Source organism: Nocardia sp. NPDC059229, assembly GCF_042754165.1.
In the GTDB taxonomy this organism is placed as follows: domain Bacteria; phylum Actinomycetota; class Actinomycetes; order Mycobacteriales; family Mycobacteriaceae; genus Nocardia.
In genome coordinates, this window is the sequence record NZ_JBHZAK010000001.1 from 660,101 (window position 1) to 685,170 (window position 25,070).

23 protein-coding genes and 1 tRNA gene are annotated in these 25,070 nt (G+C 68.1%); 11 read left to right on the top strand and 13 right to left on the bottom strand.

Annotated elements, in window-relative coordinates; all coding sequences use genetic code 11:
* Nucleotides 1-11: 11 nt before the first annotated feature.
* Nucleotides 12-488, bottom strand: coding sequence for an SsrA-binding protein SmpB (gene smpB, locus ACFXHE_RS03135; protein WP_154787106.1), 477 nt, complete (start codon nucleotides 486-488; stop codon nucleotides 12-14).
* 226 nt (nucleotides 489-714) lie between these two features.
* Here smpB and ACFXHE_RS03140 point away from each other — a divergent pair, with 226 nt between their 5' ends.
* The gene (locus ACFXHE_RS03140; protein ID WP_379379253.1) at nucleotides 715-999 is read left to right on the top strand and encodes a putative quinol monooxygenase; all 285 of its coding nucleotides are present in this window, start codon (nucleotides 715-717) and stop codon (nucleotides 997-999) included.
* A gap of 65 nt (nucleotides 1,000-1,064) precedes the next feature.
* Here ACFXHE_RS03140 and ACFXHE_RS03145 read toward each other — a convergent pair whose 3' ends face one another.
* The 9 genes from ACFXHE_RS03145 to ACFXHE_RS03185 all read right to left on the bottom strand — a co-directional run bounded on the left by ACFXHE_RS03145 (nucleotide 1,065) and on the right by ACFXHE_RS03185 (nucleotide 9,264).
* Complete coding sequence (locus ACFXHE_RS03145) at nucleotides 1,065-1,733, bottom strand: slipin family protein (protein ID WP_379379255.1); 669 nt, start codon at nucleotides 1,731-1,733, stop codon at nucleotides 1,065-1,067.
* A 360-nt stretch (nucleotides 1,734-2,093) separates the two neighbouring features.
* Nucleotides 2,094-2,166, bottom strand: a tRNA-Glu gene (locus ACFXHE_RS03150).
* Between the two features lie 113 nt (nucleotides 2,167-2,279).
* Entirely contained in the window at nucleotides 2,280-4,421 is a 2,142-nt protein-coding gene (gene recQ / locus ACFXHE_RS03155) for a DNA helicase RecQ (protein ID WP_379379257.1), read from the bottom strand.
* 105 nt (nucleotides 4,422-4,526) lie between these two features.
* Nucleotides 4,527-5,432 (bottom strand): permease-like cell division protein FtsX, encoded by a 906-nt coding sequence (ftsX, locus tag ACFXHE_RS03160; protein WP_379379259.1) that lies wholly within the window; start codon nucleotides 5,430-5,432, stop codon nucleotides 4,527-4,529.
* Nucleotides 5,432-6,121 carry a cell division ATP-binding protein FtsE gene (ftsE, locus tag ACFXHE_RS03165; protein ID WP_379379261.1) on the bottom strand — a complete coding sequence of 230 codons (690 nt, stop codon included), beginning with the start codon at nucleotides 6,119-6,121 and terminating at the stop codon, nucleotides 5,432-5,434. Before ftsE ends, ftsX begins: the two co-directional genes overlap by 1 nt.
* Nucleotides 6,122-6,178: 57 nt before the next feature.
* Entirely contained in the window at nucleotides 6,179-6,361 is a 183-nt protein-coding gene (locus ACFXHE_RS03170; RefSeq protein ID WP_379379263.1) for a hypothetical protein, read from the bottom strand.
* A complete protein-coding gene (locus ACFXHE_RS03175; RefSeq protein ID WP_379379265.1) occupies nucleotides 6,345-7,205 on the bottom strand; it encodes a mechanosensitive ion channel family protein in 861 nt (286 codons plus the stop codon). Before ACFXHE_RS03175 ends, ACFXHE_RS03170 begins: the two co-directional genes overlap by 17 nt.
* 3 nt (nucleotides 7,206-7,208) lie before the next feature.
* The gene (gene prfB / locus ACFXHE_RS03180; RefSeq protein ID WP_364608567.1) at nucleotides 7,209-8,330 is read right to left on the bottom strand and encodes a peptide chain release factor 2; all 1,122 of its coding nucleotides are present in this window, start codon (nucleotides 8,328-8,330) and stop codon (nucleotides 7,209-7,211) included.
* Between the two features lie 76 nt (nucleotides 8,331-8,406).
* Nucleotides 8,407-9,264: a helix-turn-helix transcriptional regulator gene (locus tag ACFXHE_RS03185; RefSeq protein WP_354840551.1), complete on the bottom strand. Its 858-nt coding sequence runs from the start codon at nucleotides 9,262-9,264 to the stop codon at nucleotides 8,407-8,409.
* A 144-nt stretch (nucleotides 9,265-9,408) separates the two neighbouring features.
* Here ACFXHE_RS03185 and ACFXHE_RS03190 point away from each other — a divergent pair, with 144 nt between their 5' ends.
* Nucleotides 9,409-10,005 carry an NADPH-dependent FMN reductase gene (locus tag ACFXHE_RS03190; protein ID WP_379379268.1) on the top strand — a complete coding sequence of 199 codons (597 nt, stop codon included), beginning with the start codon at nucleotides 9,409-9,411 and terminating at the stop codon, nucleotides 10,003-10,005.
* A 116-nt stretch (nucleotides 10,006-10,121) separates the two neighbouring features.
* The gene (gene hisN, locus ACFXHE_RS03195) at nucleotides 10,122-10,907 is read left to right on the top strand and encodes a histidinol-phosphatase (RefSeq protein ID WP_379379270.1); all 786 of its coding nucleotides are present in this window, start codon (nucleotides 10,122-10,124) and stop codon (nucleotides 10,905-10,907) included.
* 21 nt (nucleotides 10,908-10,928) lie between these two features.
* On the opposite strand, the gene ACFXHE_RS03200 is transcribed toward hisN, so the two are convergent.
* Both ACFXHE_RS03200 and ACFXHE_RS03205 read right to left on the bottom strand, forming a co-directional pair.
* Nucleotides 10,929-12,392, bottom strand: a complete 1,464-nt coding sequence (locus ACFXHE_RS03200; RefSeq protein ID WP_379379272.1) for an ArnT family glycosyltransferase — start codon at nucleotides 12,390-12,392, stop codon at nucleotides 10,929-10,931.
* Between the two features lie 118 nt (nucleotides 12,393-12,510).
* Nucleotides 12,511-12,771, bottom strand: a complete 261-nt coding sequence (locus tag ACFXHE_RS03205; protein WP_379379274.1) for a hypothetical protein — start codon at nucleotides 12,769-12,771, stop codon at nucleotides 12,511-12,513.
* Between the two features lie 234 nt (nucleotides 12,772-13,005).
* Here ACFXHE_RS03205 and ACFXHE_RS03210 point away from each other — a divergent pair, with 234 nt between their 5' ends.
* From ACFXHE_RS03210 to ACFXHE_RS03220, 3 genes are all read left to right on the top strand, one after another.
* On the top strand, nucleotides 13,006-14,394 hold the full coding sequence (locus ACFXHE_RS03210) for an acyl-CoA dehydrogenase family protein (RefSeq protein WP_379379276.1): 1,389 nt from the start codon (nucleotides 13,006-13,008) through the stop codon (nucleotides 14,392-14,394).
* Nucleotides 14,395-14,413: 19 nt separating this feature from the next.
* The gene (locus ACFXHE_RS03215; RefSeq protein WP_379379278.1) at nucleotides 14,414-15,664 is read left to right on the top strand and encodes an acyl-CoA dehydrogenase family protein; all 1,251 of its coding nucleotides are present in this window, start codon (nucleotides 14,414-14,416) and stop codon (nucleotides 15,662-15,664) included.
* A gap of 354 nt (nucleotides 15,665-16,018) precedes the next feature.
* On the top strand, nucleotides 16,019-16,927 hold the full coding sequence (locus tag ACFXHE_RS03220) for a serine hydrolase (RefSeq protein ID WP_379379280.1): 909 nt from the start codon (nucleotides 16,019-16,021) through the stop codon (nucleotides 16,925-16,927).
* Between the two features lie 19 nt (nucleotides 16,928-16,946).
* On the opposite strand, the gene ACFXHE_RS03225 is transcribed toward ACFXHE_RS03220, so the two are convergent.
* Nucleotides 16,947-17,753 carry an SDR family oxidoreductase gene (locus ACFXHE_RS03225; protein ID WP_379379282.1) on the bottom strand — a complete coding sequence of 269 codons (807 nt, stop codon included), beginning with the start codon at nucleotides 17,751-17,753 and terminating at the stop codon, nucleotides 16,947-16,949.
* A gap of 165 nt (nucleotides 17,754-17,918) precedes the next feature.
* Here ACFXHE_RS03225 and ACFXHE_RS03230 point away from each other — a divergent pair, with 165 nt between their 5' ends.
* The 5 genes from ACFXHE_RS03230 to ACFXHE_RS03250 all read left to right on the top strand — a co-directional run bounded on the left by ACFXHE_RS03230 (nucleotide 17,919) and on the right by ACFXHE_RS03250 (nucleotide 25,053).
* Nucleotides 17,919-18,755 (top strand): SDR family NAD(P)-dependent oxidoreductase, encoded by an 837-nt coding sequence (locus ACFXHE_RS03230; protein WP_379379284.1) that lies wholly within the window; start codon nucleotides 17,919-17,921, stop codon nucleotides 18,753-18,755.
* A 353-nt stretch (nucleotides 18,756-19,108) separates the two neighbouring features.
* Entirely contained in the window at nucleotides 19,109-20,770 is a 1,662-nt protein-coding gene (locus tag ACFXHE_RS03235) for an acyl-CoA synthetase (RefSeq protein WP_379379286.1), read from the top strand.
* A gap of 252 nt (nucleotides 20,771-21,022) precedes the next feature.
* Nucleotides 21,023-22,684, top strand: a complete 1,662-nt coding sequence (locus ACFXHE_RS03240) for an acyl-CoA synthetase (RefSeq protein WP_379379288.1) — start codon at nucleotides 21,023-21,025, stop codon at nucleotides 22,682-22,684.
* Nucleotides 22,685-22,760: 76 nt separating this feature from the next.
* Entirely contained in the window at nucleotides 22,761-23,336 is a 576-nt protein-coding gene (locus tag ACFXHE_RS03245) for a hypothetical protein (RefSeq protein WP_379379290.1), read from the top strand.
* A gap of 241 nt (nucleotides 23,337-23,577) precedes the next feature.
* Nucleotides 23,578-25,053 carry a PepSY-associated TM helix domain-containing protein gene (locus ACFXHE_RS03250; protein WP_379379292.1) on the top strand — a complete coding sequence of 492 codons (1,476 nt, stop codon included), beginning with the start codon at nucleotides 23,578-23,580 and terminating at the stop codon, nucleotides 25,051-25,053.
* Nucleotides 25,054-25,070 lie beyond the last annotated feature (17 nt).

Sequence of the window (25,070 nt, forward strand, 5' to 3'; positions counted from 1 at the left end):
GGGTCCCGGGGTCAGCCGCGCATGCCTTTGATGCGGCGGCCGAGTTCGCGGGTGACCTCGCGTTCGGCGTCGCGTCGGGCCAGGTCCTGGCGCTTGTCGTAGTCCTGCTTGCCCTTGGCGAGGGCCAGTTCGACCTTGACCTTGCCGTCGGAGAAGTACATCGACAGCGGGACCAGGGTCAGGCTCGACTCCTTGGTCTTGCCGAGCAGCTTGTCGATCTCGCGGCGGTGCAGCAGCAACTTTCGGGTGCGGCGCGGCGCGTGGTTGGTCCAGGTGCCGTGCCCGTACTCGGGTACGTGCAGGCCGCGCAGCCACACCTCGCCGTCGTCGATGGAGGCATAGGCGTCGACCAGCGAGGCCTTGCCCTCGCGCAGGCTCTTCACCTCGGTACCGACCAGCGCGACCCCGGCCTCGTAGGTCTCGAGGATCGCGTAGTTGTGCCGCGCCTTCTTGTTGCTGGCGATGACCTTGCGCCCCTTTTCCTTCATGTCTCCTCAATCGTTCCGTCGCTGCCCGGAGTGCCCAACCAGCTTACGGATGCTCCGGCCCGAACCCGCACGGTGACGGAATCGGGCCTGGTTGTTCAACCACGCCGGCCGGCGTCTTGTTCCGGTGGCCGGGACGCGCCCAGCCCGTCCCGGCGGGCCCGGTGTTAGTCATGAGAACAGCGCTGGCGTGAGCCAGTTCACAGCGACTCTCCTCGAAAGGACTTCCGTGCATACGGCTTTCATCCGCATCAAGGTCGATCCCGTGGCAGCCGACCGGGTCGCGCAGGCGATGCTGACGCTGACCGCGCCCACCCTCGCCGAACCGGGCTGCCACACCTACGAGTTCTACCGCGACCAGGACGACCCGTCACTGTTCCTGTGCTTCGAGCACTGGGACTCACGTCAGGCGCTCGACGCTCACGGCTCGACTCCGCACGTGCAGGCCTTCCTCACCGAGTTCGGGCCGCACATCCAGGTGTGGGAGCAGAACCACACGACCGCGCTGGCCTGACCCGTCCGGGCCGGAACAGGACGTTCCGGCCGGGGCGGTGTCGTGCCTCTCGCTGCTCGTACTGCTCAGACATTCTCCCGCGAGTCGAGGACGACCTTGGTGCCCGGAGCGGCCGCGACCTGCAGGGTCCGCAAGCGCAGCAGGACCGGGTTGTCCGTCAGGAGCTTCGCGGTATTGGCCAGCGAACGCAGGGCGGCGGCCTCGGCGCGGGCGCGCTCGAGTTCGGCGCGGCCGCGTTCGCGCGCCAGTACCGTTTCGAGGGCGGCCTTACGGAGCTCGCCCGGAAGCATGAGGTCCTTGGCGCGGAGGCTCTCGACGCGAATGCCGAGGCGTTCGACGGCGGCCGCCACGCGCTCGGCGCCCCCGCCGAGCCGGGTGCGGTCGGCGACCAGCTCGTCGAGGGTGTGCGCGGCCACGAGATCGCGAGCGACCTCCTGGACCGTCGTGTAGAGCACCGTCTCCGCGGACTGGGCTCCGGTGGTGAAGGTCACCGGATCGGTGACCACCCAGTCGCCGACGAAGCTGACGCGCAGCGACAGACCGTCGCGGGTCAGCAGCTCCTGGCCGCCGACCTGCAGCAGACGCGGGCGCATATCGACCGTGACCAGGGTGCAGCGCTCCTTGTTGTAGCGGTGCCGGCCGGGGCCGAGAACCTCTCGCAGGGTGCCGTCCTCGAATCGCAGCGTGCGCTGGTATTCCATGACCGTCTTGTATTCCATGACCGTCGTGAACATGTGTATCTCCTTCCCCCACAGTGGTTTCGGCGTGACCGGACACGCCTCGCCCGGTCACGGGACCGCGGCGGGGGCGTCCCCCGACCGAAATCGGGGAGCCCGCAGGGCCACGGCACCGCACCCGACCGGGCGAGGCGTACCGGTGAAGGGAATCGAACCCCGGCAGATTTGTTCTGCGCCAACCTGAATGACGTGGCCGCTCTCGAACGGGGAATACGATCCGGAGATTCCGGGGCACCCCTCGAACGACCGGGACCCACGGTAGCCACGGTATCGCGGTGCACGCCAATGATTTTCGGGCACGGATCAGACGTGAAATACAGAAAGGCCCTTCAGCATTCACTGAAGGGCCTTTCTCAGTAGTCCCGACGGGATTTGAACCCGCGCTACCGCCTTGAGAGGGCGGCGTCCTAGGCCGCTAGACGACGGGACCAGGTCGCTCACTGCGATCCGTGGACCGCGGCAGCTCCGAAAGCTTATCGTGCCGCCGCCCAGCAACCAAATCGCCTGCTAATGGACGTGCACGAGGTCACTTCCGGACACCGATCACTGGTAGTCGGGCGGGAGCTCGTCGAAGTCCGGTGGCGCTTCGTCGGGCCAGGGGATCTCGTCGGCGGGGGTGAAGCTGGCCGGGCTCGGTTTCGGCGCAGCGGCCGGCGCGGCGCCGAACCGCGAGGAGCCCCGCTCGGGGACCGCGGACTGCGGGCTCGCGCTCGGAGCCGCAGACCGAGATCCCTGGGACGAGGCCGCCGACCGGCCGGTCGGCGTGGCGACGGCGGAACCGGAAGCTGGTGCGGAGCTTGATGTTTCGGTGCTCGAACCGCCGGCGGCGATCACTTCCAGCACGCCCTCACCGTATTTGGCGCGCTTGTTCTCCCCGATGCCGGAGATGCCCGCGAGGTCGGACAGGGTGGCGGGTTTGCGGGTGGCGATCTCGCGGAGGGTGGCGTCGTGGAAGACCACGTAGGCGGGGACGCCCTGCTCCTTGGCGGTGGCCGCGCGCCAGGCTCGGAGCTTTTCGAACAGGTCGGTGTCGGACTGGCTCAGGTCGCCGGCGGCCAGGCGGGATGCCTTGGCGGGCTTGGCGGTTCGGGCGGCCTTGGCGCGTTCGGGCTCACGCCGGAACATGACCTGGCGCTTCTCGAACAGCACCTGGTTGCTGGCGTCGGTGAGGGTGAGCACACCGTAGTCGCCGTGCACGGCGAGCAGACCCTGGGCCAGCAGCTGGCGGACGACGCCGCGCCACTCGATGTCGCGCAGCTCGGTGCCGATGCCGAACACCTTCAGCTCGTGGTGGGCGTGCTGCTCCACCTTGGGATTGCGCTTGCCGATCAGGATGTCCACGATGTGGCCCGCACCGAAGCTCTGGCCGCGTTCGCGTTTGAGCCGCAGCACGGTGGAGAGCACTTTCTGGGCGGGCACGGTGCCGTCCCACGCCTCGGGCGCGTTGAGGCAGGTGTCGCAGTTGCCGCAGCGCTCACCCTGCTGACCGAAGTAGGCCAGCAGCTGAACGCGGCGGCACTGCACGGTTTCGCAGAGCGCGAGCATGGCATCCAGGTGCAGTTGCAGTTGGCGGCGGTGCATGGCGTCGCCGTCGGAGGAGTCGATCATCTTCCGTTGCTGTACAACGTCACTGAGGCCGTACACCATCCACGCGGTGGACGGCTGCCCGTCGCGCCCGGCGCGGCCGGTCTCCTGGTAGTAGCCCTCGACCGACTTGGGCAGATCCAGGTGTGCGACGAAGCGCACGTCCGGCTTGTCGATGCCCATGCCGAAGGCGATGGTGGCGACCACCACGAGCCCGTCCTCGCGCAGGAACCGCGCCTGGTTGGTCGCGCGGGTGCGATTGTCCAGCCCCGCGTGGTACGGCACGGCTTCCACGCCATTGGCGGTCAGGAAGGCCGCGGTCTTCTCGACCGAATTGCGCGAGAGGCAGTAGACGATGCCCGCATCGCCGGCGTGCTCGGTCTGGATGAACGAGAGCAGCTGGTGTTCGGGCCGATTCTTGGCCTCGATCCGGTATTGGATATTGGGCCGGTCGAAGCTGGCCACGAAGTGCTTGGCGCGGGTGAGGTCGAGCCGCTCGGCGATCTCCTTGCGGGTGGCCTCGGTCGCGGTGGCGGTGAGCGCGATGCGCGGCACGTCCGGCCAGCGCTCGTGCACCATCGACAGGCCCAGATAGTCGGGCCGGAAGTCGTGGCCCCACTGCGAGACGCAGTGCGCCTCGTCGATGGCGAAGACCGAGATCTTGCCCCGATCCAGCAACTGCGCGGTGGACTCCAGCCGCAGCCGCTCCGGTGCGAGGTAGAGCACATCCAGCTCACCCGCCACGAATTGCGCCTCGACCGTGCGCCGTTCGTCGGGGAACTGGGTGGAGTTCAGGAATCCGGCGCGCACGCCGACGGCATTGAGCGCGTCCACCTGGTCCTGCATGAGCGCGATGAGTGGTGAGATCACCACACCCACGCCCGGCCGCACCAGCGCCGGAATCTGATAGCACAGCGATTTGCCGCCACCGGTGGGCATGAGCACCAGGGCGTCGCCACCGGCGATCACCTGGTCGACGATGTCCCGCTGCGGTCCGCGAAAACTGTCGTACCCGAACGTCTTTCGCAGCACCTGGTGCGCCGGATCACTTCCGGCGTCATCCAGGTTTCCGACTACGGTCTCGACCTCCGGCGCACTCACGCCCGCAATCCTACGGACCCCACCCGACACCGGAATGCCGTTGGGCCCAATGGCCCGAACTTCGCACCCTCTGCGAGTTGAGAAGTCTCAGGAAGCGGTTGGCATTCACTCGCGGACGTAGTACCGGAGCGCGGCATATGCCGTGAGAGCGGCGAATCCGATACCGATCGGTGTGACGATCATCGCGACGGCCGCGATGTCGTCGCCCGTGATCCGCGGCAACACCTGGTCGTTGAACAGCGACCCCAGCGCCCGGTTGATCACCAGCGGTTGCGCGACGAACAGACCGCCCACCGCCAGCACCGATCCCACCAGCGCGGCCAGCACCGCCTCCAGCAGGAACGGCAGCTGCGTGTACCACCGCGTGGCGCCGACCAGCCGCATGATGCCGACCTCGGTCTTGCGGGCCAGCGCCGCCACCTGAACCATATTGGCGATCAGCAGCAGCGCGGCCAGCGCCTGCAGCGCCGCCAAACCGAAGGCCGCATTGCGCAATCCGACGAAGAAGCTGACCAGCCGGTCCACGATGTCCATGTCATTGAGCACGGTCATGACGCCGGGCCGCTTGGAGAAGTCGTCATAGATGGACCGGTATTTGGTCACATCGTCGAGCTTCACCCGGAACGAGGAGGGCAGCCCGTCCTTGCTCACCTCGTCGGCGAGCCCGGGCTGATCCTTGAAGGTGGTCTCCTTGACCTCCTTCACCGCGTCCTGGCTGTTGACGAACTGGACGTTCGCCACATAGTCGTGCTTCTTCAGATCCGCCATGAGCGAGGCGCACGGCTGCCCGGTGCAGTCCGGATCGGTCTTGGAGACCTGATCGTCGAGATACAACCGGATCTCGACGCGCTGGACGTAGTAGTCCTGGATCTTGTCCGCCATGCGGACCGCCAGCAGACCGCCGCCCAGCATGGTCAGCGACACCGCGGTGGTGAGGATCATGGCGATGGTCATGGTGACATTGCGGCGCAGGCCGGTGAAGACCTCGCTGAACAGGAATCCCGCGCGCATTACCGGCCCACCCCGTACACGCCCATCTCGTCGTCGCGCACGATGCGCCCGCGGTCGAGTTCGACCACGCGCCGGCGCATGGCGTCGACGATGGTGTTGTCGTGGGTGGCCATGACGACCGTGGTTCCGGTGCGGTTGATGCGTTCGAGCAGCGTCATGATGTCCTGGCTGGTCTCCGGGTCGAGGTTGCCGGTCGGTTCGTCGGCCAGCAGTACCAGCGGCCGGTTCACGAAGGCGCGCGCGAGCGCCACCCGTTGCTGTTCACCGCCGGAGAGCTCACCCGGCAGCCGGTCGGCCTTGCCGGCGAGGCCGACCATGTCGAGCGCCTCGGGCACCGAGCGATTGATGAATGCTCGCGATTTGCCAATCACTTCCAGCGCGAAGGCCACGTTCTGTTCCACGGTCTTCTGCTGCAGCAGCCGGAAATCCTGGAAGACGCAGCCGATGCGCTGGCGCAGTTTGGGAACCTTGCGCCCGGGCAGCCTGTCGACCCGGAAGTCGGCGACCCACACCTCACCGGTGGTCGGCTTCTCGTCCTTGAGCAGCAGCCGCATGAACGTGGACTTTCCAGAGCCCGAGGGCCCGATAACGAAGACGAACTCGCCTTTTTCGATATCGACGGAGACATTGTCCAGCGCCGGCCGCGTCGAGGTCTGATACGACTTGGTGACGTTGCGCAGGGTTATCACGGGGAGCCAGTGTAGCCAGCACGCCGCCGCGGCCGACTACAGCGCGCGGACTCGGGCTCAGCGGCCCGTGTGGTCGGAAGTGTTTGGCAGATAGTTGCTGAGCATGGTGTTCACGATCGGCGGGGTGCTGTTGGTCTCGTGTTGGGCGGGCTTGACGAAGACATACAGAACGAATGTTCCTACCCACACGGCCATCAGGATCGCCGTGGACTTACGCATTCTCTTAATCAGCACCGACACTGAGACCCTCCCGGCGCAACGCGGCGGCCACCCGCACCCGCAGCTCGCGCCCGACTTCGAACTGTTTGCCCGGCAGCGTCCGGGCCACCATCTTGATGTTCATCTGGTTGACGGTGAGATCTTCGACACCCATGACGGTCGGCTCGTCCAGCAGCAGTGCTTTGAGCTTGCGATCGGCGAAGGCCTTGGCCCCCACCTCACGCAGGATCTCGTTGACCTTGTTGATGTCGGCGGTGGCGGGAACGGGCACGTCGATGGCGGCGCGCGCCCAATCCTTCGACAGGTTGGTCACTTTCACGATCTGACCGTTCGGGACGGTTATCACTTCGCCGTCGGCGCTACGCAGCGTCGTGATGCGCAGCGTGACGTCCTCGACCGTACCCTCGGCCTCGGTCGAATTGCCAGTGACCGCGATGCGCACGACATCGCCGAAGCCGTACTGCCTTTCGGTGATCAGGAAGAATCCGGCGAGCAGGTCCTGCACGATCCGCTGCGCCCCGAAACCCAGGGCGGCGCCGAGCACCGCGGCCGGGGCGACCAGTCCGCCGAGCTCGAAACCCAAGCGCCGCAATACTTCCAGCGACACCAGGAAGTAGACGATGGACAGCACCACCCAGGTGATGACCTGCGCCAGCGCATGCCGATGCTTGGCCGCCTCGGACCGCACCAGCGAATCGCTGCTGCGGAAGCCGGCGTCGATCTTGCGAGTGATGCGGTCGCGCACGAAGGTCGCGGCGCGACTGAACAACATGGCGCCGACGACCAGCAGCACGATCTCGAGACCGCTGGACCGCAGCCAGTTCCCGAAATCGGCTCCGGTGCCCGCGGCGAGAATCGAACTCATGCCCTACCCCTGGGTTGCCTGCTCCCGCATGCGCCATCGGATGCCGGATTCGATGAAGGCATCGATGTCGCCGTCGAGCACGGCGGAGGGGTTGTTGACCTCGTAACCGGTGCGGAGATCCTTGACCATCTGGTACGGGTGCAGCACGTAGGAGCGCATCTGGTTGCCCCAGGACGCGCCCTCGTTCGTCTTGAGCGCGTCCATCTGAGCGCGTTCTTCCTGGCGCTTGCGTTCGAGCAGCTTGGCCTGCAGCACGCGCATGGCCGAAATCTTGTTCTGCAGCTGCGATTTCTCGTTCTGACAGGTGACGACGATGCCGGTCGGGATGTGGGTGAGGCGGACCGCGGAGTCGGTGGTGTTGACCGACTGGCCGCCGGGGCCGGACGAACGGTAGACGTCGACCCGGACCTCGTTCTCGGGAATCTCGATGTGGTCGGTGGTCTCGACCACCGGCAGCACCTCGACCTCGGCGAAGGAGGTCTGACGGCGACCCTGGTTGTCGAACGGGCTGATGCGGACCAGGCGGTGCGTGCCCATTTCCACCGATAGCGTGCCGTAGGCGTAGGGCGTCTTGACCGCGAAGGTCGCCGACTTGATGCCCGCCTCCTCCGCGTACGAGGTGTCGTAGATCTCGACCGCGTACTTGTGGCCCTCGGCCCAGCGCACGTACATGCGCATGAGCATCTGCGCCCAGTCCGCGGCGTCCACGCCGCCCGCGCCGGAGCGGATGTTGACCAGCGCCTCACGCTTGTCGTACTCGCCCGAGAGCAGGGTCCGGACCTCCATGGCCTCGACATCAGCGTGCAGGCTGGCCCGCTCCGAATCGGCGTCGGCGAGCGCCGCCGTGCGATCCGCACCTTCTTCCGCCTCGGCGAGCTCGTACAGCACGGGCAGATCCTCGAGCCGCTGGCGGAGGTCGCGCACCCGGCGCATTTCACTCTGCGCGTGGGAGAGCTGACTGGTCACGCTCTGCGCGTGTTCCTGGTTGTTCCACAGCTCCGGGTCGGCCGCCTGCTGCTCCAGCTCGTCGATGCGGCGAGCCAGCTCGTCGATGTCGAGCACCGACTCGATGGTCTTCAGAGTCGTGTCGAGTTCGGCCAGATCAGCGGAGACGTCAGGATGCACAATGTTCAAATCTACCGGGCTCGTCCGCCTGCCCGAAACTTCGGCGGGCATCAGACCGCGACAGCACGTAGGTTGGTCAGCCCGCGACGGCACGGAGGCCGCCTGGGCGGCGGCCGACGAGGCGGTCCAGGGCCGTGGCGGTGGCGTCGTCGGCCGGGAGGTAGACCATGAGGAATTGGTCGTCGTCGGCGGAGAGGTTCAGGGTTTCGTAGGCCAGGCGCAGGGGGCCGGCTTCGGGGTGGGTGAGGCGGCCGACGCCGTTGGTGTCGGGGAGGCCGGGGAGGGTGTCCAGGCGGCGGGTGAATTCGGGGCCGACGGTGGCGGCCAGTTCATCCATGAGGGCATCGACGTGGGGGTCGGCGCGGCCGGGGCCCTGTTTGAGGGTGGCGACCACCTTGTCGGCCTTGTGTTCCCAGTCCGGGTAGGCGTCGCGGGCGCGCGGGTCGGACAGGACGTAGCGGGCGTAGCTGCCGGGCAGACCGCCGTCGAGCAGGCCGATCGGGCCGAACAGGGCACGGTAGCCGTCGGTTACCGCGAGGATCTCGCTGAGCCGGTTCATGATGGCCGCGGGCGCGGGTTCGAGTTGATCCAGCATGGCCTGCACGGCCGGGCGGATGCGCCGGTTGGGCCCGGAACCGCCGCGGCAGTTGAAGTTCGGATCCCCGGCCTTGGCGAAATTGAGCAGGTGCACCCGTTGCGCCGGGGTCAATCGCAGCGCGTCGGCCAGCGCGATCAGCACGGGCGCGGACGGGTGCCGGTCGCGGCCCTGCTCCAGCCGGGTCAGGTACTCGACGGAAACTCCTGCGAGTGTGGCCAATTCGGCGCGGCGCAGGCCGGGCGTGCGGCGGCGCGGACCCGTCGGCAGGCCCACTTCGGCGGGCGTGACCGCCTCCCGGCGTAGCCGCAGGAACAGGCCCAGCTCGTTCTCACTCACGTATTCGACGCTAGCAACGGGCGCGGTTCTTATCGTGTCCCTGCCACTACCACCCTCAGCGTGGTCTCCCTAGCGCTCGGCCGGGCTCGCAGAGTTGATCTCGAGCGGCCGACCGGTCGCGGCGAATCTCGAAGGAGACCCACAATGACCAGCACTCCCCTGCGCCTCGCGGTGATCATCGGCAGCGTCCGTGAGGGCCGGTTCGGACCGGTGGTGGCGAACTGGTTCACCGAGCGAGCCCGCGCCCACGGCGGGTTCGAGGTGGATGTCATCGACCTGGCCGACTACCCGCTGCCGCACGCCCTGCCCGCCGTCTCGCCGCTCATGGACCCGAACCCGGTGCGCCCCGGCAATACCGCCGAGCTGGCCGAGCGACTGGCCGACGCCGATGCCTTCGTGGTCGTCACGCCCGATATCAACCGCAGCTTCCCGGCCTCGCTGAAGACCGCGATCGATTGGCACTTCACGCAGTGGGATCGCAAGACGGTCGGATTCGTCGGCTACGGCGGCAGCACCGGCGGCCTGCTCGCCATCGAGTCCCTGCGCACGGTATTCAACGAACTCAACGCCCACACCGTCCGCTCCACCGTCACCTTCCCCCGCTACTTCCTGCACTTCGCCCCCGACGGCACCCTCCCCAATCCGACCGAATTCGACGACTCCGCCACCCACCTCCTCGAGCAACTCCACTGGTGGGCAACCGCCCTCACCGCGGCCCGTACCGCCGCCGTCCCCGCGTGATCGGCGGGTGGCACACCGGCGAGCACAAAACGGGCAATTCACCTCACCGGTGTGCCACTCGATGTTGGGGACGTGGGACACCACCTGTTAACGGGGGAGGACTAACGTGCTGGGGCGTGACCGGATACTCCGCTGACCTGGAACTCGCGCTGAAGCTGGCCGACGTGGCCGATGGGATCACCCGTGAGCGGTTCGGGGCGCTCGATTTGAAGATCGATTCCAAGCCGGATCTGACGCCGGTGTCGGATGCGGATCTGGCGGTCGAGCGGACGCTGCGGGAGATCCTCGCCGTGGAGCGGCCGGGCGACCTGGTGCTCGGTGAGGAGTTCGGCGGGGACGTCGAATTCAGCGGCCGGCAGTGGGTCATCGACCCGATCGACGGGACCAAGAACTTCGTGCGCGGGGTGCCGGTGTGGGCCTCGCTCATCTCGCTGCTCGAGGACGGCGTGCCGGTGGTGGGTGTGGTCAGCGCGCCGGCGCTGGCGCGACGCTGGTGGGCGGCAACCGGTGACGGCGCGTGGAGCAGCTTCGAGCAGGGTGAGCCCCGGGCCATCTCGGTGTCGGCGATCGCCGAGCTGGGCGCGGCCAGCCTCGCGATCTCCAGCCTGTCGGGCTGGCGGGCCATCGGACGCCGGGCCAAGCTCATCGCGCTCACCGACGAGGTGTGGCGGGTGCGCGGGTACGGCGACTTCTTCGGGTACACGCTGCTGGCCGAGGGCGCGGTCGACATCGTCACCGAACCCGAACTGTCGCTGTGGGATATGGCGGCGCTGGACATTCTCATTCGCGAGGCGGGCGGCACCTTCACGGCGCTGGACGGCAAGCCGGGGCCGCACGGCGGGAGCGCGGTGGCGACCAATTCGCATCTGCAGGACCAGGTGCTGGCGGCCCTGCAGGCCTGATCCGGACCTGAGGTCCGAGCCTCAGCCGAGTTGCCGCATGGCGGGCCACATCTCGGACCAGGGGCGGCGGGGTGTGCGGCACAGGATGATCGCGCGCCCCTGCTCGAGATTGCGGATGTTCAGGCCATTGTCCAAGTGCCCCAACGGTTCCGGGTCCACGCAGAAGCGGCTCACCCGGCCAGCGGGCATGCCGAGGACGAGCACCTCGTGCGCGCCCGGCGGCGGGCCCCACCACCAGTACGCGTTGTGCACGCTGCGCGGGGTCGGCAGGTTGTAGCGTCCGCCGAAGTGTTCGAGGGCGGCGGCCTCACCGTAGTTGGCGGTGAGCAGGTCGGCATCGGGCGCGGAATGCGCTCGGACATCGGCGATCTGCGCGGTGAACTGCGGCCAGCCGACGGTCTCCCCCGCCTCCTTGTTGATCGTGAGCAGAGCCGACGGCTCCCGGAGGGCGGACATCGGGAGCACGGGCAGGAAGACCACCGCCGAGAACACGGCATTCAGCGCGATGACGAAAGTCAGTGCGGCAAGCCGTATCCGACGCCCGCTCAGCCGCGGCTCCAGTCCGACGGCGCCCGCGGCCACCAGCAGCGGATACATCCCGCCGAGGTAGTACGCCTTGCCGACCATGACCAGGTAGCCGACGAACAGCATCGCGTAGGCGACGGCGAAGGCCCGGTAGCGCCGCCACAGCCACCACAGGCCGAACGCCCACAGCGGCACCAGCAGCACGCCGATCAGCCCGAATTGCAGGAGCACGAACCCGATTCGCGAATTCGAGCTGCCCGAGGAGCCGCCCGCGATGGCCCTGCTCAGCGCCCACTGCGGCCAGCCGTTGCGCGCCTGCCACACCACATAGGGCGCGCTGATCACCGCTGCGATCCCGACGGCGAGCGGGAAATACCTGGTGGCGAACACTTCTCGCGGTCCGACCAGGAGCAGTGAGAAGGCCAGCGCGGCAAGGGGAACCACGATCAGGGCCTTGTTCTGCACCCCGATTCCGGCCAGCGCGCCGATCGCGAGCCACCATCGCGGGTCGGCGTCGGGCCGCAGTAGATGCAGGACCAGCAGTATCGATACCGGCCACACCGCGAGATCGATGTCCGCCGTACTGAGGGTGTGCCCGGCGCCGGCCACCACGGCCGCCGACGCCATGGTCCCGGCCGCGACCGCCTGCGCCACCCGGCCGCCGCCGAGTTCGCGGGCGGCGAGTCCGGCGCAGATCACCACGGTGGTGGCCACAAGCGTCGCCGGAAGACGCAGCAGCAGTACGGAATTCGGATCGATGGCCGACATCGCGCGGGCCAGCAGCGGCACCAGCGGCGGCTGATCGGGATAGCCCCAGTCCAATCGCCGTCCCGCGGCCAGAAAGTAGAGCTCATCGCGGTGGTACCCGTACCGTCCGGAGAGCACGGTGAGCAGCACCGCGAAAGTTCCAGCTATCCAGTACGTTTCGCCACCCGAGGCGTTGACCGGCCGTTCGCGCATCCCCCGTATCGTCGCATCTCCGGGCCACCGGTGCTGGGGGTACCCGGCGCGGGCTGCGGTCCCGCCACCGGGCGCGTTGCTACGCTCTAACTATTCAGCGTCGCTACGCCGTTGTCTCTCAGCCGAGCGGGACGCAGACCGAGCCGAAGTCGAGGAACGGGCCGCCGGGGGCAGCGGAGCCCACACCGACCGAACCGAGTCCGAGCTCGGTGCCGACGCCGCTGATGCAGCCACCCGTGCCGGATCCGGTGCCCAGGCCGACACCGGAGCCGGTGATGCCCACATCGACCGGCTGCAGCTGCACGTCGGCGCTGGCGTTGGGGGCAGCGAGGAAGAGACCGGCGGCAATGATGCCCGCCGTTCCGAGCGCAATCTTCATATGTACGAACCTCCATCAGGAGCGGGTTATGCGCCGACACCCTAGCCCACCTCGGGCGCGTCTGAAGCGTATTTGTTTCACTAGATCCGAGTGATACCGGTCGGTAAGTTCGAACGACCGCCCTGACCTGCCGATTCGACAATCCTCGACGCCAGTTCTTACTCTGAAGTAAGATAGTCTTACTCAGGAGTAAGATTGCTGGGCAGGATCACCCACCTCCTCGATAGAAAACTGGTGATTATGAGCACTCGAGACACCGCAACGAAGCGGGATACCTCCGCCGTTGGCCTCAACCCGGTCAAACGCGACTGGATGGGCGCGGCGATGCGGGTCATGACGACCATCACGGGATCTGAGCTGGCGGAGAAGTACAAGCTGCGCAAGCCGATCGAACGAATCACCTACGAGGGCACCAAGACCGGGTTCCGCACCCTGGGCGCGGCGACCCGGGTGTTCGAGAAGGTCGCCGGCGGTGGCGCTCCGAAGCGGCTGCCCGCCAACGAGTCTCGCAAGAAGGACTACTTCGACCTCACCCCGACCGACGAGCAGCAGATGATCGTCGAGACGGTGCGCGACTTCGCCGGCGAGATCCTGCGCCCGGCCGCGTACGAGGCCGACAATTCCGCCAAGGCCCCGCGCGACCTGCTCGAGCGCGCCGCCGAGCTGGGCATCACCCTGATCAACGTGCCCGAGGAGCTCGAGGGCGCGGCGTCCGAGCGGGGTGCGGTCACCAATTCGCTGGTGGCCGAGGCGCTTTCGTACGGCGACATGGGCCTGGCGCTGCCGATCCTGGCGCCGAGCGGTGTCGCGATCGCGCTGTCGCAGTGGGGTACCGACGCGCAGCAGCAGACCTACCTGGGCGCCTTCACGGGCGAGAACGTGCCGCAGGCCTCGGTCGTCGTCGCCGAGCCGCAGGCCCTGTTCGATCCGTTCGCGCTGCGGACCAAGGCCACCCGCTCCCCCAGCGGTTTCCGCCTCAACGGCGTGAAGACCCTGGTCCCGGCCGCCGGTGACGCCGAGCTGTTCATCGTCGCCGCCGAGCTGGACGGCCGCCCCACCTTCTTCATCGTCGAGTCCGACACCGACGGTGTGGTGATCGAGGCGGACCCGAGCATGGGTATGCGCGCCGCGGGCCTGGGCCGGCTGGTGCTGAACAATGTGGCCGTGCCCGCCACCGCCCTGCTGGGCGACTCGGAGGGCGCGCAGCGTGCCGAGGAGTACGCCGACGCCGTGCGGCTGGCCCGGCTGGGCTGGGCCTCGCTGGCCATCGGCACCGGTCAGGCCGTGCTGGACTACGTGATTCCGTACGTGAAGGAGCGTGAGGCGTTCGGTGAGCCGATCGCGCACCGCCAGGCGGTCGCGTTCATGGTCGCCAATATGGCGATCGAGCTGGACGGTCTTCGGCTCGTGACGCTGCGGGGTGCGTCGCGCGCGGAGCAGGGGCTGTCCTTCGCCCGCGAGGCCGCGCTGGCGAAGAAGCTGGCCACCGACAAGGGCATGCAGATCGGGCTCGACGGCGTGCAGCTGCTCGGCGGCCACGGTTTCACCAAGGAGCACCCGGTCGAGCGCTGGTACCGCGATCTGCGCGGCGTCGGCGTGGCCGAAGGCATCGTCCTCATCTGACCAACGGAGAGACCACCTCATGATCAATCTCGAACTCCCCAAGAAGCTGCGGGCCAGCGCCAACCAGGCCCACCAGGTCGCGCAGGAGATCTTCCGTCCCGCGTCGCGCAAGTACGACCTGGCCGAGCACGAATACCCGGTCGAGCTGGACACCATGGCCGCCATGGTCGAGGGCTTGTCCGACTCCGGCTCGGCCGACGTCTCCGGCGCCACCGGTGGCCGCAAGGCCGGCGAGAAGACCGAGGGCGCCGGGTCCACCAAGGACGCGCACGCCACCGAGCTGCTCGGAAACACCAACGGCGGCAATATGTCCGCGCTGATGAACGCGCTGGAGACCTCGTGGGGCGATGTCGGCCTCATGCTGTCGATCCCCTACCAGGGTCTCGGCAACGCCGCCATCGCGGCGGTCGCCACCGATGAGCAGCTGTCGCGTTTCGGCAAGGTGTGGGCCGCCATGGCCATCACCGAGCCGTCCTTCGGCTCCGACTCCGCGGCCGTGTCCACCACCGCGGTGCTCGACGGCGACGAGTGGGTGCTCAACGGCACCAAGATCTTCGTGACCGCCGGTTCGCGCGCCACCCACATCGTGGTGTGGGCGACCGTCGACAAGTCGCTGGGCCGCGCGGCCATCAAGTCGTTCGTGGTGCCGCGGGATGCCAAGGGCCTCACCGTGTCCCGCCTCGAGCACAAGCTGGGCATCAAGGCCTCCGACACCGCCGAGCTCCGCCTCGAGGACTGCCGCATCCCCAAGGACAACATCCTGGGCTCGCCGGAAGTCAATGTGGAGAAGGGTTTCGCGGGCGTCATGCAGACGTTCGACAACACCCGCCCGCTGGTCGCCGGAATGGCCGTCGGTGTCGGCCGCGCCGCCCTCGAGGAGCTCCGCACCGTCCTCACCGACGCGGGCATCGAGATCTCCTACGACAAGCCGGCCAACAACCAGCACGCCGCCGCCGCGGAATTCCTCCGCCTGGAGGCCGACTGGGAAGCCGCCTACCTGCTGTCGCTGCGCGCCGCGTGGATGGCCGACAACAAGAAGCCCAACTCCCTCGAGGCTTCCATGTCCAAGGCCAAGGCCGGCCGCATGGGCACCGACGTCACCCTCAAGGCCGTCGAACTCGCCGGCACCGCGGGTTACTCCCAGCGCACCCTCCTGGAGAAGTGGGCCCGCGACTCGAAGATCCTCGACATCTTCGAAGGCACCCAGCAGATCCAGCAGCTCATCGTCGCCCGCCGCGTGCTCGGGCTGTCGAGCGACAAGCTGAAGTAACAAGTCCCCGACGAAAACCGGTGCGGCCCGCATTCGTGGCCCGCACCGGTTTTCTCGTTCCGGACGCCGTGATCCGGGTCAGATTACGAGTGCCTTCAGCAGGCTGCCGATAACCGGAATGGAGTCGGCGCTGCCCGTGCGGGTTTGCGCGGCCGTCACGCTCACGACCAACGTCGCGGTCGGCGGGCGGACACCGGCAGGCCAGGCGGGGCCATCGCAGCCATACTCTGATTCAAGCTGGGTGTATCGGCGTTGCAGTTGCTGAAATGTGATTTACGCGGATAGGTTTCGCCGGTGCGTGGATTCAGTAGGCGGATGCTATTGGGGGCCGGCGCTATTGTCGCTGGGGGGATGATGCGGGCGGGGACGGCGCGGGCGGGGGTGCCGGTGGTGGGGCCGGCATTCGATGCGCAGTATCGGGCGATCACGAAGGTTGCCGGGGGGCGGTGGCATTGCCTGGTCAGTGATTTGGGGTCGGGGAAGCCGGTTCCGGTGGTGGAGGAGGACGCGGACTTCGTCATCGAGGGGGCCAGTGTGCAGAAGCTGGCGGTGATGACGGCGCTGATGAGTGAGGTGGATGCGGGGCGGATCAAGCTGTCCGACACCACGACTCTCGATGCCGACATGGTGGCCGAGGGCAGCGGGCTGTATTTGAATCAGGCGGCGTTCGGGGATCAGCTCACGGTGGCGAATCTGCTGACCACGATGTTGCAGGTTTCGGATAACACCGCGGTGCGGTTGCTGTCGCGGTTCGTGTCGGGGGAACAGGTCAACGCGACGTTGGATCGGCTGGGTTTCAAGGAGACCCGGGTGGTGCCGTTGCCCGGGGAGAGCCGGTTCTATCTGGGGAATACGACAGCCCGGGAGAACAACGATCTGCTGTTCCGGCTGGCGTCGGGGACGTTGTTGTCGAAGGAGTCGACGCAGGCGGTGCTGCGGATCATGACGTGGACGGCGGTGGGGTACACCGACGGGATCCGGCGCAACATGTCCTCGGACGAGCGGGCCCGCTTCGCCACCAAACACGGTGCGTCCGATGACAAGCGGCACGATACCGGGATCATGTTCGATGCGGCGGGGGCGCCGCTGGTGGTGTTCTCGTTCTTCGCCGATCAGGCGCCGGACGCGGACAACTACGGGGCTACGAATCCGGTGGTGGAGGCGCATGCCACGCTGGGGCGGGCGTTGCTCGACACCTATACGCATCTGTCGCCGCTGCAGTCGTTCATCGATCCGAAGAAGATCGCCTCGGGCGGACACTGAACGCCGGGCAGCGGAAGCGTCAGCCCGCCAGCAGGTTTCGCATGGCGGTGAAGACCTCCGAGGCGCCGCCCAGGGACCAGCCACCGTCGACGGGAACGACCGCGCCGTTGACGTAGGACGCCAGCGGAGACGCGAGCCAGAGGCAACAGTCGGCGATCTCCTGGGCGGTGCCGTAGCGGCCCATGGGAACGGATTTGGCCACCAGGTCGGACAGTTCGGGGGTGGGGGCCAGGCGCGACATGCCCTCGGTGTCCTCGATCGGGCCGGGGACCACGGCATTGACGCGAATGCCCGCCGCCGCCCATTCCAGCGCCGCGACCTTGGTGAGCATGTCCACGCCTGCCTTGGCGGCGCAGGCATGGGCCTGCAGGGCCATAGGAACGGTCGACTGCGGCGCGGAGACGGTGATGACCGAGGCCCCGGGCGTGCGTAGGTGCTCGCGGGCGGCGCGCAGGACATTGAAGGTGCCCTTCAGATCGATGTCCACGACCGCGCCGAAGGCCCGGGCCGACATGGATTCCGTTGCGGCGGGGAAGTTCCCGGCCGCACCCGATACCAGCACGTCCAGCTCCCCGAGCTCGGTGCAGGTCGCGGCGAGGCCCGCGGCGACCGCCTCGTAGTCGCGCACGTCCGCGGCGAAGCCCAGGGCGGTGACCCCGCATTCGCCGAGCGAGTCGACCGCCGCCCGCACCTTGTCCGGCGTGCGCGAGAGCACCGCCACCGAGGCCCCGGCCCGCGCGAAGGCGCGCGCCACAACGAGATTGATGCCGCTGGTACCGCCCGCCACGAAGACCGTCCGGCCGGAGAAATCGAAGAGGTCGTTCATCTTCTGATTCTGCGGCGATCAGCACGAGAATTAGTTCGGATCGGCCCAAACCCTCAGTCGCGGAACCGTATTCCGGCCCGGCGCATGACATCCTGGCCAACGACGGGCAAGCTGGTCATCGACCCCGACCCGGGGCATAGCCGGATCTCGCAGCAAAGGATCGACATGAGTACAGAAGACCCGCGCCGCTGGCTGATCACCGGAGCCAACAGCGGTTTCGGCGCGGCCTTCACCCGGGCCGTGCTGGCCGCCGGGGACGAGGTGGTGGCCGCGGTGCGTCGCCCCGAGACCATGGCGGACGTGGTTGCCGCGCACCCGGACCGGGTGCAGGTGGTGACCCTGGACGTACGCGACCCGGCCGCCGCCGAGCGGGCGGTGAAGGAGGCCGGGCGGATCGACGTCCTGGTCAACAATGCGGGCTACGGCATCGTCGGCGCGATCGAGGAGACCACCGAAGCCGATCTGCGGGACGCCATGGAGGTCATGTTCTTCGGTCCGCTGCGGCTGACCCAGCTGGTCCTCCCCCAGATGCGCGAGCGCCACGCGGGCACCATCGTCCAGCTGACCAGCATGGGCGGATTCCTGTCCTTCGCGGGCGTGGGCGCCTACAGCGCCGCCAAGGGCGCGCTGGAGCTGGCCAGTGAAGCCCTTGCCGCCGAGGTGGATCCGCTCGGCATCCAGGTGCTGATCGTCGAACCCGGGGAATTCCGAACCGGTTTCGCCAAGCCCGCCGCCCTCACCATCGGTTCCGCTATCCCGGACTACGCCGGCACCGTGGGCGCCATCCGCGACGGCCTGCCCGCCTCCGACCAGCAGCAGCAGGGCGATCCCGGCAAGGCCGCGGCCGCCGTCCTCGCGGTGGTCGGCCAGGCGGACGCGCCGCTGCGCCTGGCCCTGGGCCCGGACGCGGTCGGCGCCATCCGCGGCAAGCTGGCCGCCGTCGCCGCCGAGCTGGACGCCACCGCCCACCTGGGCCTGACCACCGGCTTCGACCAGGCCTGAGCCCGGATATGCGAACAGCCCGCCGATCGGTCGGCGGGCTGTTCGCGTGAGCGCCGGATTACAGCGCGGCCAGCGACGCGCTTCCGGTGCTCATGGCGGCGACGATGTTGGCGAGTGCGGCGAGAATCTCCATAGGGGTACCTCATCGGTTCGGGGAAGGGGGAACCCGCAGCCTGGGCGACCCAGATTACGAGCGAGCTATCAACAGGTGAACACAGTAGGGCCATTCGCTCAGAGTTGCTGTGTGTCTGTTGTGACCGAATTTGTGTAACGGCCGTCACAGGCCGCTGTTACGGTGACGCTACCGCCGTCGGGTCCGGGCGGTGGACGGCTCGTCAACGGAGGTGGTCCGCATGGCCTCGGTTCTGCATTCGGCTCGGCAGCGCATGGCGCACACCGGTGAGGCGGTCAAGGGCCTGAGGCGTTTGCGGGAGCTGGGGTTGAGCGATCCCACCGACCCGGTGGGGACGGTCCGATTGCTCAGGGACGCCAGGGTTTTCGGGCCGCCGGCGACCGCGGTACGGCGCGCGGCGCGCCTGTTCGGGGACCGGCCGGCCCTCGCGGACGAGCGGGGTGAGCTCACCTACCGGGAGCTGGACGAGCAGTCGAACGCGCTGGCGCGCGGATTGCAGCGCAACGGCGTCAAGCCCGGAACCGTGGTGGGCGTGCTGGCCCGCGATCACCGGGGCCTGGTGCTGACCATGGCGGCGCTGGGCAAACTCGGCGCGCGGCTGGCACTGATGAACACCGGATTCGCCAAACCGCAGTTCGCCCAGGTCTGCGAGCGCGAGAACGTGCGAGTCGTATTGCACGACAGCGAATTCCTCGGCCTGCTCGACGCCCTGCCCGAGGACCTTCCGCGCATACTGACCTGGGTCGACGAGGGCACCGAAATACCGTCCGGCACAAAAACTCTGGACGAGCTCATCGCGGCCAACGCACCGACGCCGCTGCCCGCGCCGAAGCAGCCGGGCGGCTTCATCATCCTCACCTCGGGCACCACCGGCATGCCCAAGGGCGCCCCGCGCGAACGCACCGGACCGCTGTCGACGGTGCAGATGGTGGACCGCATCGACTTTCCGCAGCAGGGCACGATGGTCATCGTCTCCCCCATCTTCCACTCCACCGGGTTCGCGACCTGGCTGACCGCGTGCGCCTTCGGCAACAAGGTGGTGATGGCGCGCCGCTTCGACGCCGAGCGGACGCTGCGCATGATCGCCGAGCACCGCGCCGACATGCTGGTGGCGGTGCCGACCATGCTGCATCGAATGGTGGAGCTGGACAAGGAGATTCGCCAGCAGTACGACACCTCCTCGCTGACCGGGATCGTGCTCGCCGGTTCGGCGCTGTCGCCGGAGCTGTCGGTGCGCACGGCCGAGGTGTTCGGACCGGTGCTCTACAACCTCTACGGCTCCACCGAATGCGCGATCGCCTCGGTCGCCCGGCCCGAGGATCTGGCCCTCGCGCCGGGGACGGCGGGACGGGCGCCGCTCACTTGCGAAGTGGCGCTCTTCGACGACGACGGGCGGCGCATCCTCGCCAAGAACGTGACGGGCCGAGTCTTCATCCGCTCGGGCTCGCCGTTCAAGGGCTACACCGACGGGCGGATGAAGGAGGTCATCGACGGGTACATGTCCAGCGGCGATGTCGGGCACTTCGACGATCACGGACTGCTGTTCATCGACGGCCGCGACGACGACATGATCGTCTCCGGCGGCGAGAACGTCTTCCCGCAGGAGGTCGAGAACCTGCTGCTGGAGCGCCCCGACGTGTTCGATGCGGCCGTGGTCGGCGTGGACGATGTGGAATTCGGTAAGCGCCTGCGCGCGTTCATCATTCCAGAGCCCGGCGCGAAGCTCGCGCCCGAGGAGATCAAGACCTATGTGAAGGCCAATCTGGCCCGCTACAAGGTGCCACGGGACGTCTTCTTCCTCGACGATCTGCCGCGCAATGCCACCGGCAAACTGCTGCGCCGGGTCCTCGTGGAGTACGAGCCACCCGTCGCGAGTCAGTAGGCGGCACAGCACCGAGTCAGCACGCGGCACAGCGCCGAGTCAGCAGGTGGCACAGCGCCGATGACGTCCGCGACACGGCGGCAATCCTGGGATCCCCACCACGAGCTGCGCGGTTTATTCGTAACTGTGAGTAACGGAGACCTCGGCCACACCCCGGCTGCCTGCGCTTGCTAGGGTTAGCACCGCACTGGATCTCGATGTTGCGGTCCGTCGGCCGACTCGTCCGGCGGGGGATCGCGGAAGGTTGTACCCATGTCACTTGCCCTTCCATCGGCTGGCACGGTTCTACGCAAGGCCGGCGATACGGCGCTCAGCGTCAATGCCATGGTCCGAGGGGGACTCTTCAATCCGCTGCGCCCCGATCACGCGGTGCGCTCGGCGCTCAATGTGCTGAAGTTCGGTCCGTTCGCGGGCGCGGTCGTGCACGCGGCCAACACCAATCCCAAGTCCGCGGCCATTGTCGACGAGCGCGGTGAGCTGACCTTCGAGCAGCTCGACCAGCAGTCCAATGCCTTTGCGCGCGGCCTCGCCGCCCAGGGCCTGGGCCCCGGCGATGTGATCGGCGTACTGGCCCGTGACCACCGCGGCATGGTGCTGAGCCTGGTCGCCGCCGGCAAGCTGGGCGTGCGCGCGGTGCTGATGAACACCGGCTTCGCCAAGCCGCAGTTCACCGATGTGGCCGCCCGCGAGAACGTCAAGGCGGTGCTGCACGACACCGAGTTCTTCGATCTGATGTCGGCCATTCCGGCCGAGATTCCGCGCATCCTGACCTGGGTCGACGAGCAGGACAATGCCGACCCGTCGATTCCGACCATCGAGTCGGTGGCGGCCGGGCAGTCCACCGCGCCGCTGGCCCCGCCGGAGAAGCCGGGCGGCATGGTCATCCTGACCTCGGGCACCACCGGCACCCCCAAGGGCGCGCCGCGCGACAAGGTCAGCCCGTTCATCACGGCCCAGTTCCTGGATCGAATCCCGTTGCCGCGCAACAGCACCGTGGTGATGGCCGCCCCGATCTTCCACGCCACCGGCCTGTCGCAGTTCACGCTGTCGATCGCGCTGGGCAACCGGGTGGTGTTCCAGCAGCGCCGCTTCGATCCCGAGGGCACGCTGGCCAATATCAAGAAGTTCCGCGCGCAGGGTCTGATCGTGGTCCCGACTATGCTGCAGCGCATCCTGGACCTGCCGGAAGAGACGCTGGCGAAGTACAATCCGGCGGAGACCCTGAAGGTCGTCTTCGCCGCCGGCTCGGCCATCCCGCCGGACGTCGTCACCCGCACCCTCGACTACTTCGGCGAGACCCTCTACAACGTGTACGGCTCCACCGAGTGCGCGGTCATGACCGTGGCCACCCCGTCGGAACTGCGCAAGGCCCCGACCACCGCGGGCAAGGCGCCGGTCGGCATTCGCGTCGCGCTCTACGACGAGAACCGCAAGCGCATCTCCGCGCCCAACGTGACCGGCACGATCTTCATCGAGAACGGGCACTCGTTCAAGCAGTACACCGACGGCCGCACCAAGGAGTACGTGGACGGCCTCATGTCCTCCGGCGACGTCGGTCACTTCGACACCGACGGGCTGCTGTTCATCGACGGCCGCGACGACGACATGATCGTCTCCGGCGGCGAGAACGTCTTCCCGCAGGAGGTCGAGAACCTGCTGTCCAACCGCCACGACATCCTGGAGGCGGCGGTGGTCGGCGTCGACGACCGCGACTTCGGAAAGCGCCTGCGCGCCATCGTGGTTCCGGGGCCCGACTCCAAGCGGGACGTGCAGGAGATCAAGGACTACGTGAAGGAGAACCTGGCGCGCTACAAGGTGCCGCGCGAGGTGATCTTCCTCGATGAGCTGCCGCGTAATGCCACCGGCAAGCTGCTGCGCAAGCCGCTGATCGAGATGGAAGTCACGGAGAATTAGCCAAAGCCGTTCGCACCCCGCCGGTTAACGGCAGGGTACGGACAGGGGCTGGATCAGGCCTGGCTATTATCAGCGCGTGAACATCGAATCCGGCCGCTCTACAGCGCATTCCCGCAGCGATGCTGCGGCATTGCGCGGTGGGGCGGCCGGTTCGGTATCCGGGGCGCTCGCGGTGGCCGCGCACGGCTGGATCTCGGGGGCCGCGCCCCTGGAGTCCGGTCCGCTGACGCTGCTGGTCGCCGCCTCGGCCGCGGTCGGCGCGGTGGTGGCGAGCGTGCACACGCTGCGCACCACGGCGCTCGGGCTGGTGGTCGCGCTGATCGGCGGGCAATTCCTGGGTCACTTCAGCATGATGTGGGGCTCGCCGGGCAGCATGCACCATCACCACCACAATGCCTCGATGTGGAGCCCGGCCATGCTGGCCGCGCACATCGTGGCAGCGTGCGCGGCGGCCGTCGTAATTCTCGGTGCGGAGGCGGCCTATCGGATCGGCACCACGGTGCTGTCCTGGGCGCTGCCGCTACCTATTTCACTACCGGTGCGCATCGGGCCGCCGCTGCTGCCCATCGCGCACCGGGATCTCGTCGTGCTGCGCATCTTCGCGGCCGACGTCTTCCGCACTCGCGGACCACCCGCGCTCGTTCGAGGCTGATTCCCTTCTTTTCACACCCGGGCACACGGACTTTCGCGTCCGTGTGACTTCGCTGTACGCCCGCGTCCGTCGCGGTGGCGTCATGCGCGTCCGGGCATCCCCATGACCGCTGTGCGCACGCGGTGGCAGTCGCGTGCGCACCATGAGGGGGTCATGGTGTGCCCTGACATGCGTCGCCTCGACGTGTTCGCTCCCCGTACCGCGTGTCCCCGGGTGTTCCCTCGAACCCGAAAGATCGCTGGTGACAATCACTGACAGCGGTGTCGATACGACACCGCCGCCCTCCCCTACCCGGACGACGGAGCCGCCGCCGTCCGGCCGGCCCCCGAAACGTGGCGCGGGCAATGCCTTTCAGGCGCTCATGCTGCGACTGCACTTCTACGCGGGCGTCTTCGTGGCGCCGTTCATCCTGATCGCGGCCGTGACCGGTGCGCTGTACGCGATCTCGCCGACGCTGGAGACCATCACCTCCAGCGGCCTGCTGCACACCGATTCGACCGGCCCGGCCAAGCCGTTGCGGGAGCAGGTCGCCGCCGGGCAGGCGGCCGAGCCGAACCTGGCGCTGGTGGCGGTGGCCCCGGGACGGCACGCCGGGGAGACCACGCGCGTGCTCTTCAGCGATCCGTCGCTGGGCGAATCCGAGCGCCGCGCGGTGTTCGTCGACCCGGTGACCGCGCAGCCGGTGGGCGACAGCGTCGTCTACGGCAGCTCGGGCGCGCTGCCCATGCGCACCTGGATCGACCAGCTGCACAAGGATCTGCACCTGGGCGCGTTCGGCCGCTACTACAGCGAGATCGCGGCCTCCTGGCTGTGGCTGGTGGCACTGGCCGGGCTGGTGCTCTGGTACCGGCGGGTGCGGGCGCGGCGCGAGAAGCGGTCGCCCGGCTGGCTACTGCGGCCGGATCGGTCGCGGACGCGGGCCCGGACACTGAATTGGCATGCGGTGGTGGGTGTCTGGATCCTGCCGGTGCTCCTGCTGCTGTCGGTCACCGGTATGACCTGGTCGAAGTACGCGGGTGAGAACGTCACCCAGCTGCGGCAGGCGATGAGCTGGACCACGCCCGCGGTGAGCGCGAAGCTGCCCGGGTCGACCGGTCCGGCCATGTCCGCGGGCGGTGAACACGATCACCACGGTGGCGGTGCGGCCGCGGCCATGCCGGCCGCCGACAAGGCGGCACTGGTCGACACCGTGTACGGCGTCGCCCGGGCCAATGGCCTGACCGGGCCCTTGGAGATCAGCATTCCGGCCAAGGACGGCATGGCCTTCGTGGCCCAGGAGCTGCGCCGGCCCGGCCAGTACACCCGCGATGCCATCGCGGTGGACGGCGCGACCGGCAATGTCACCGACAAGCTGCCGTACTCCGACTGGCCGCTCATGGCCAAGCTCACCAACTGGGGCATCCAGTTCCACATGGGCCTGATGTTCGGCCTGGCCAATCAGCTGTTGCTGCTGGTCATCATGGCCGGACTGGTCACCGTGATCGTGCGCGGCTACCTCATGTGGTGGCGGCGCCGCCCGACCAAGGAGTCGAGGCTCGCCGCGGGCAAGGCGCCGCGCCGGGCGCTGGCGCAGACCCCGCTGATCGTCCTGGCGCCGTTGGCAGCGGCCGCCGCGGTGGTCGGCTGGTTCGCGCCCATGGTCGGCATTCCGCTGCTGGGCTTCCTGGTGATCGACCTGCTGGTGGGTGTGGGAGCCCGCCTGCGCGCCACCGCCTAGTCCACGAAAACCGCTGA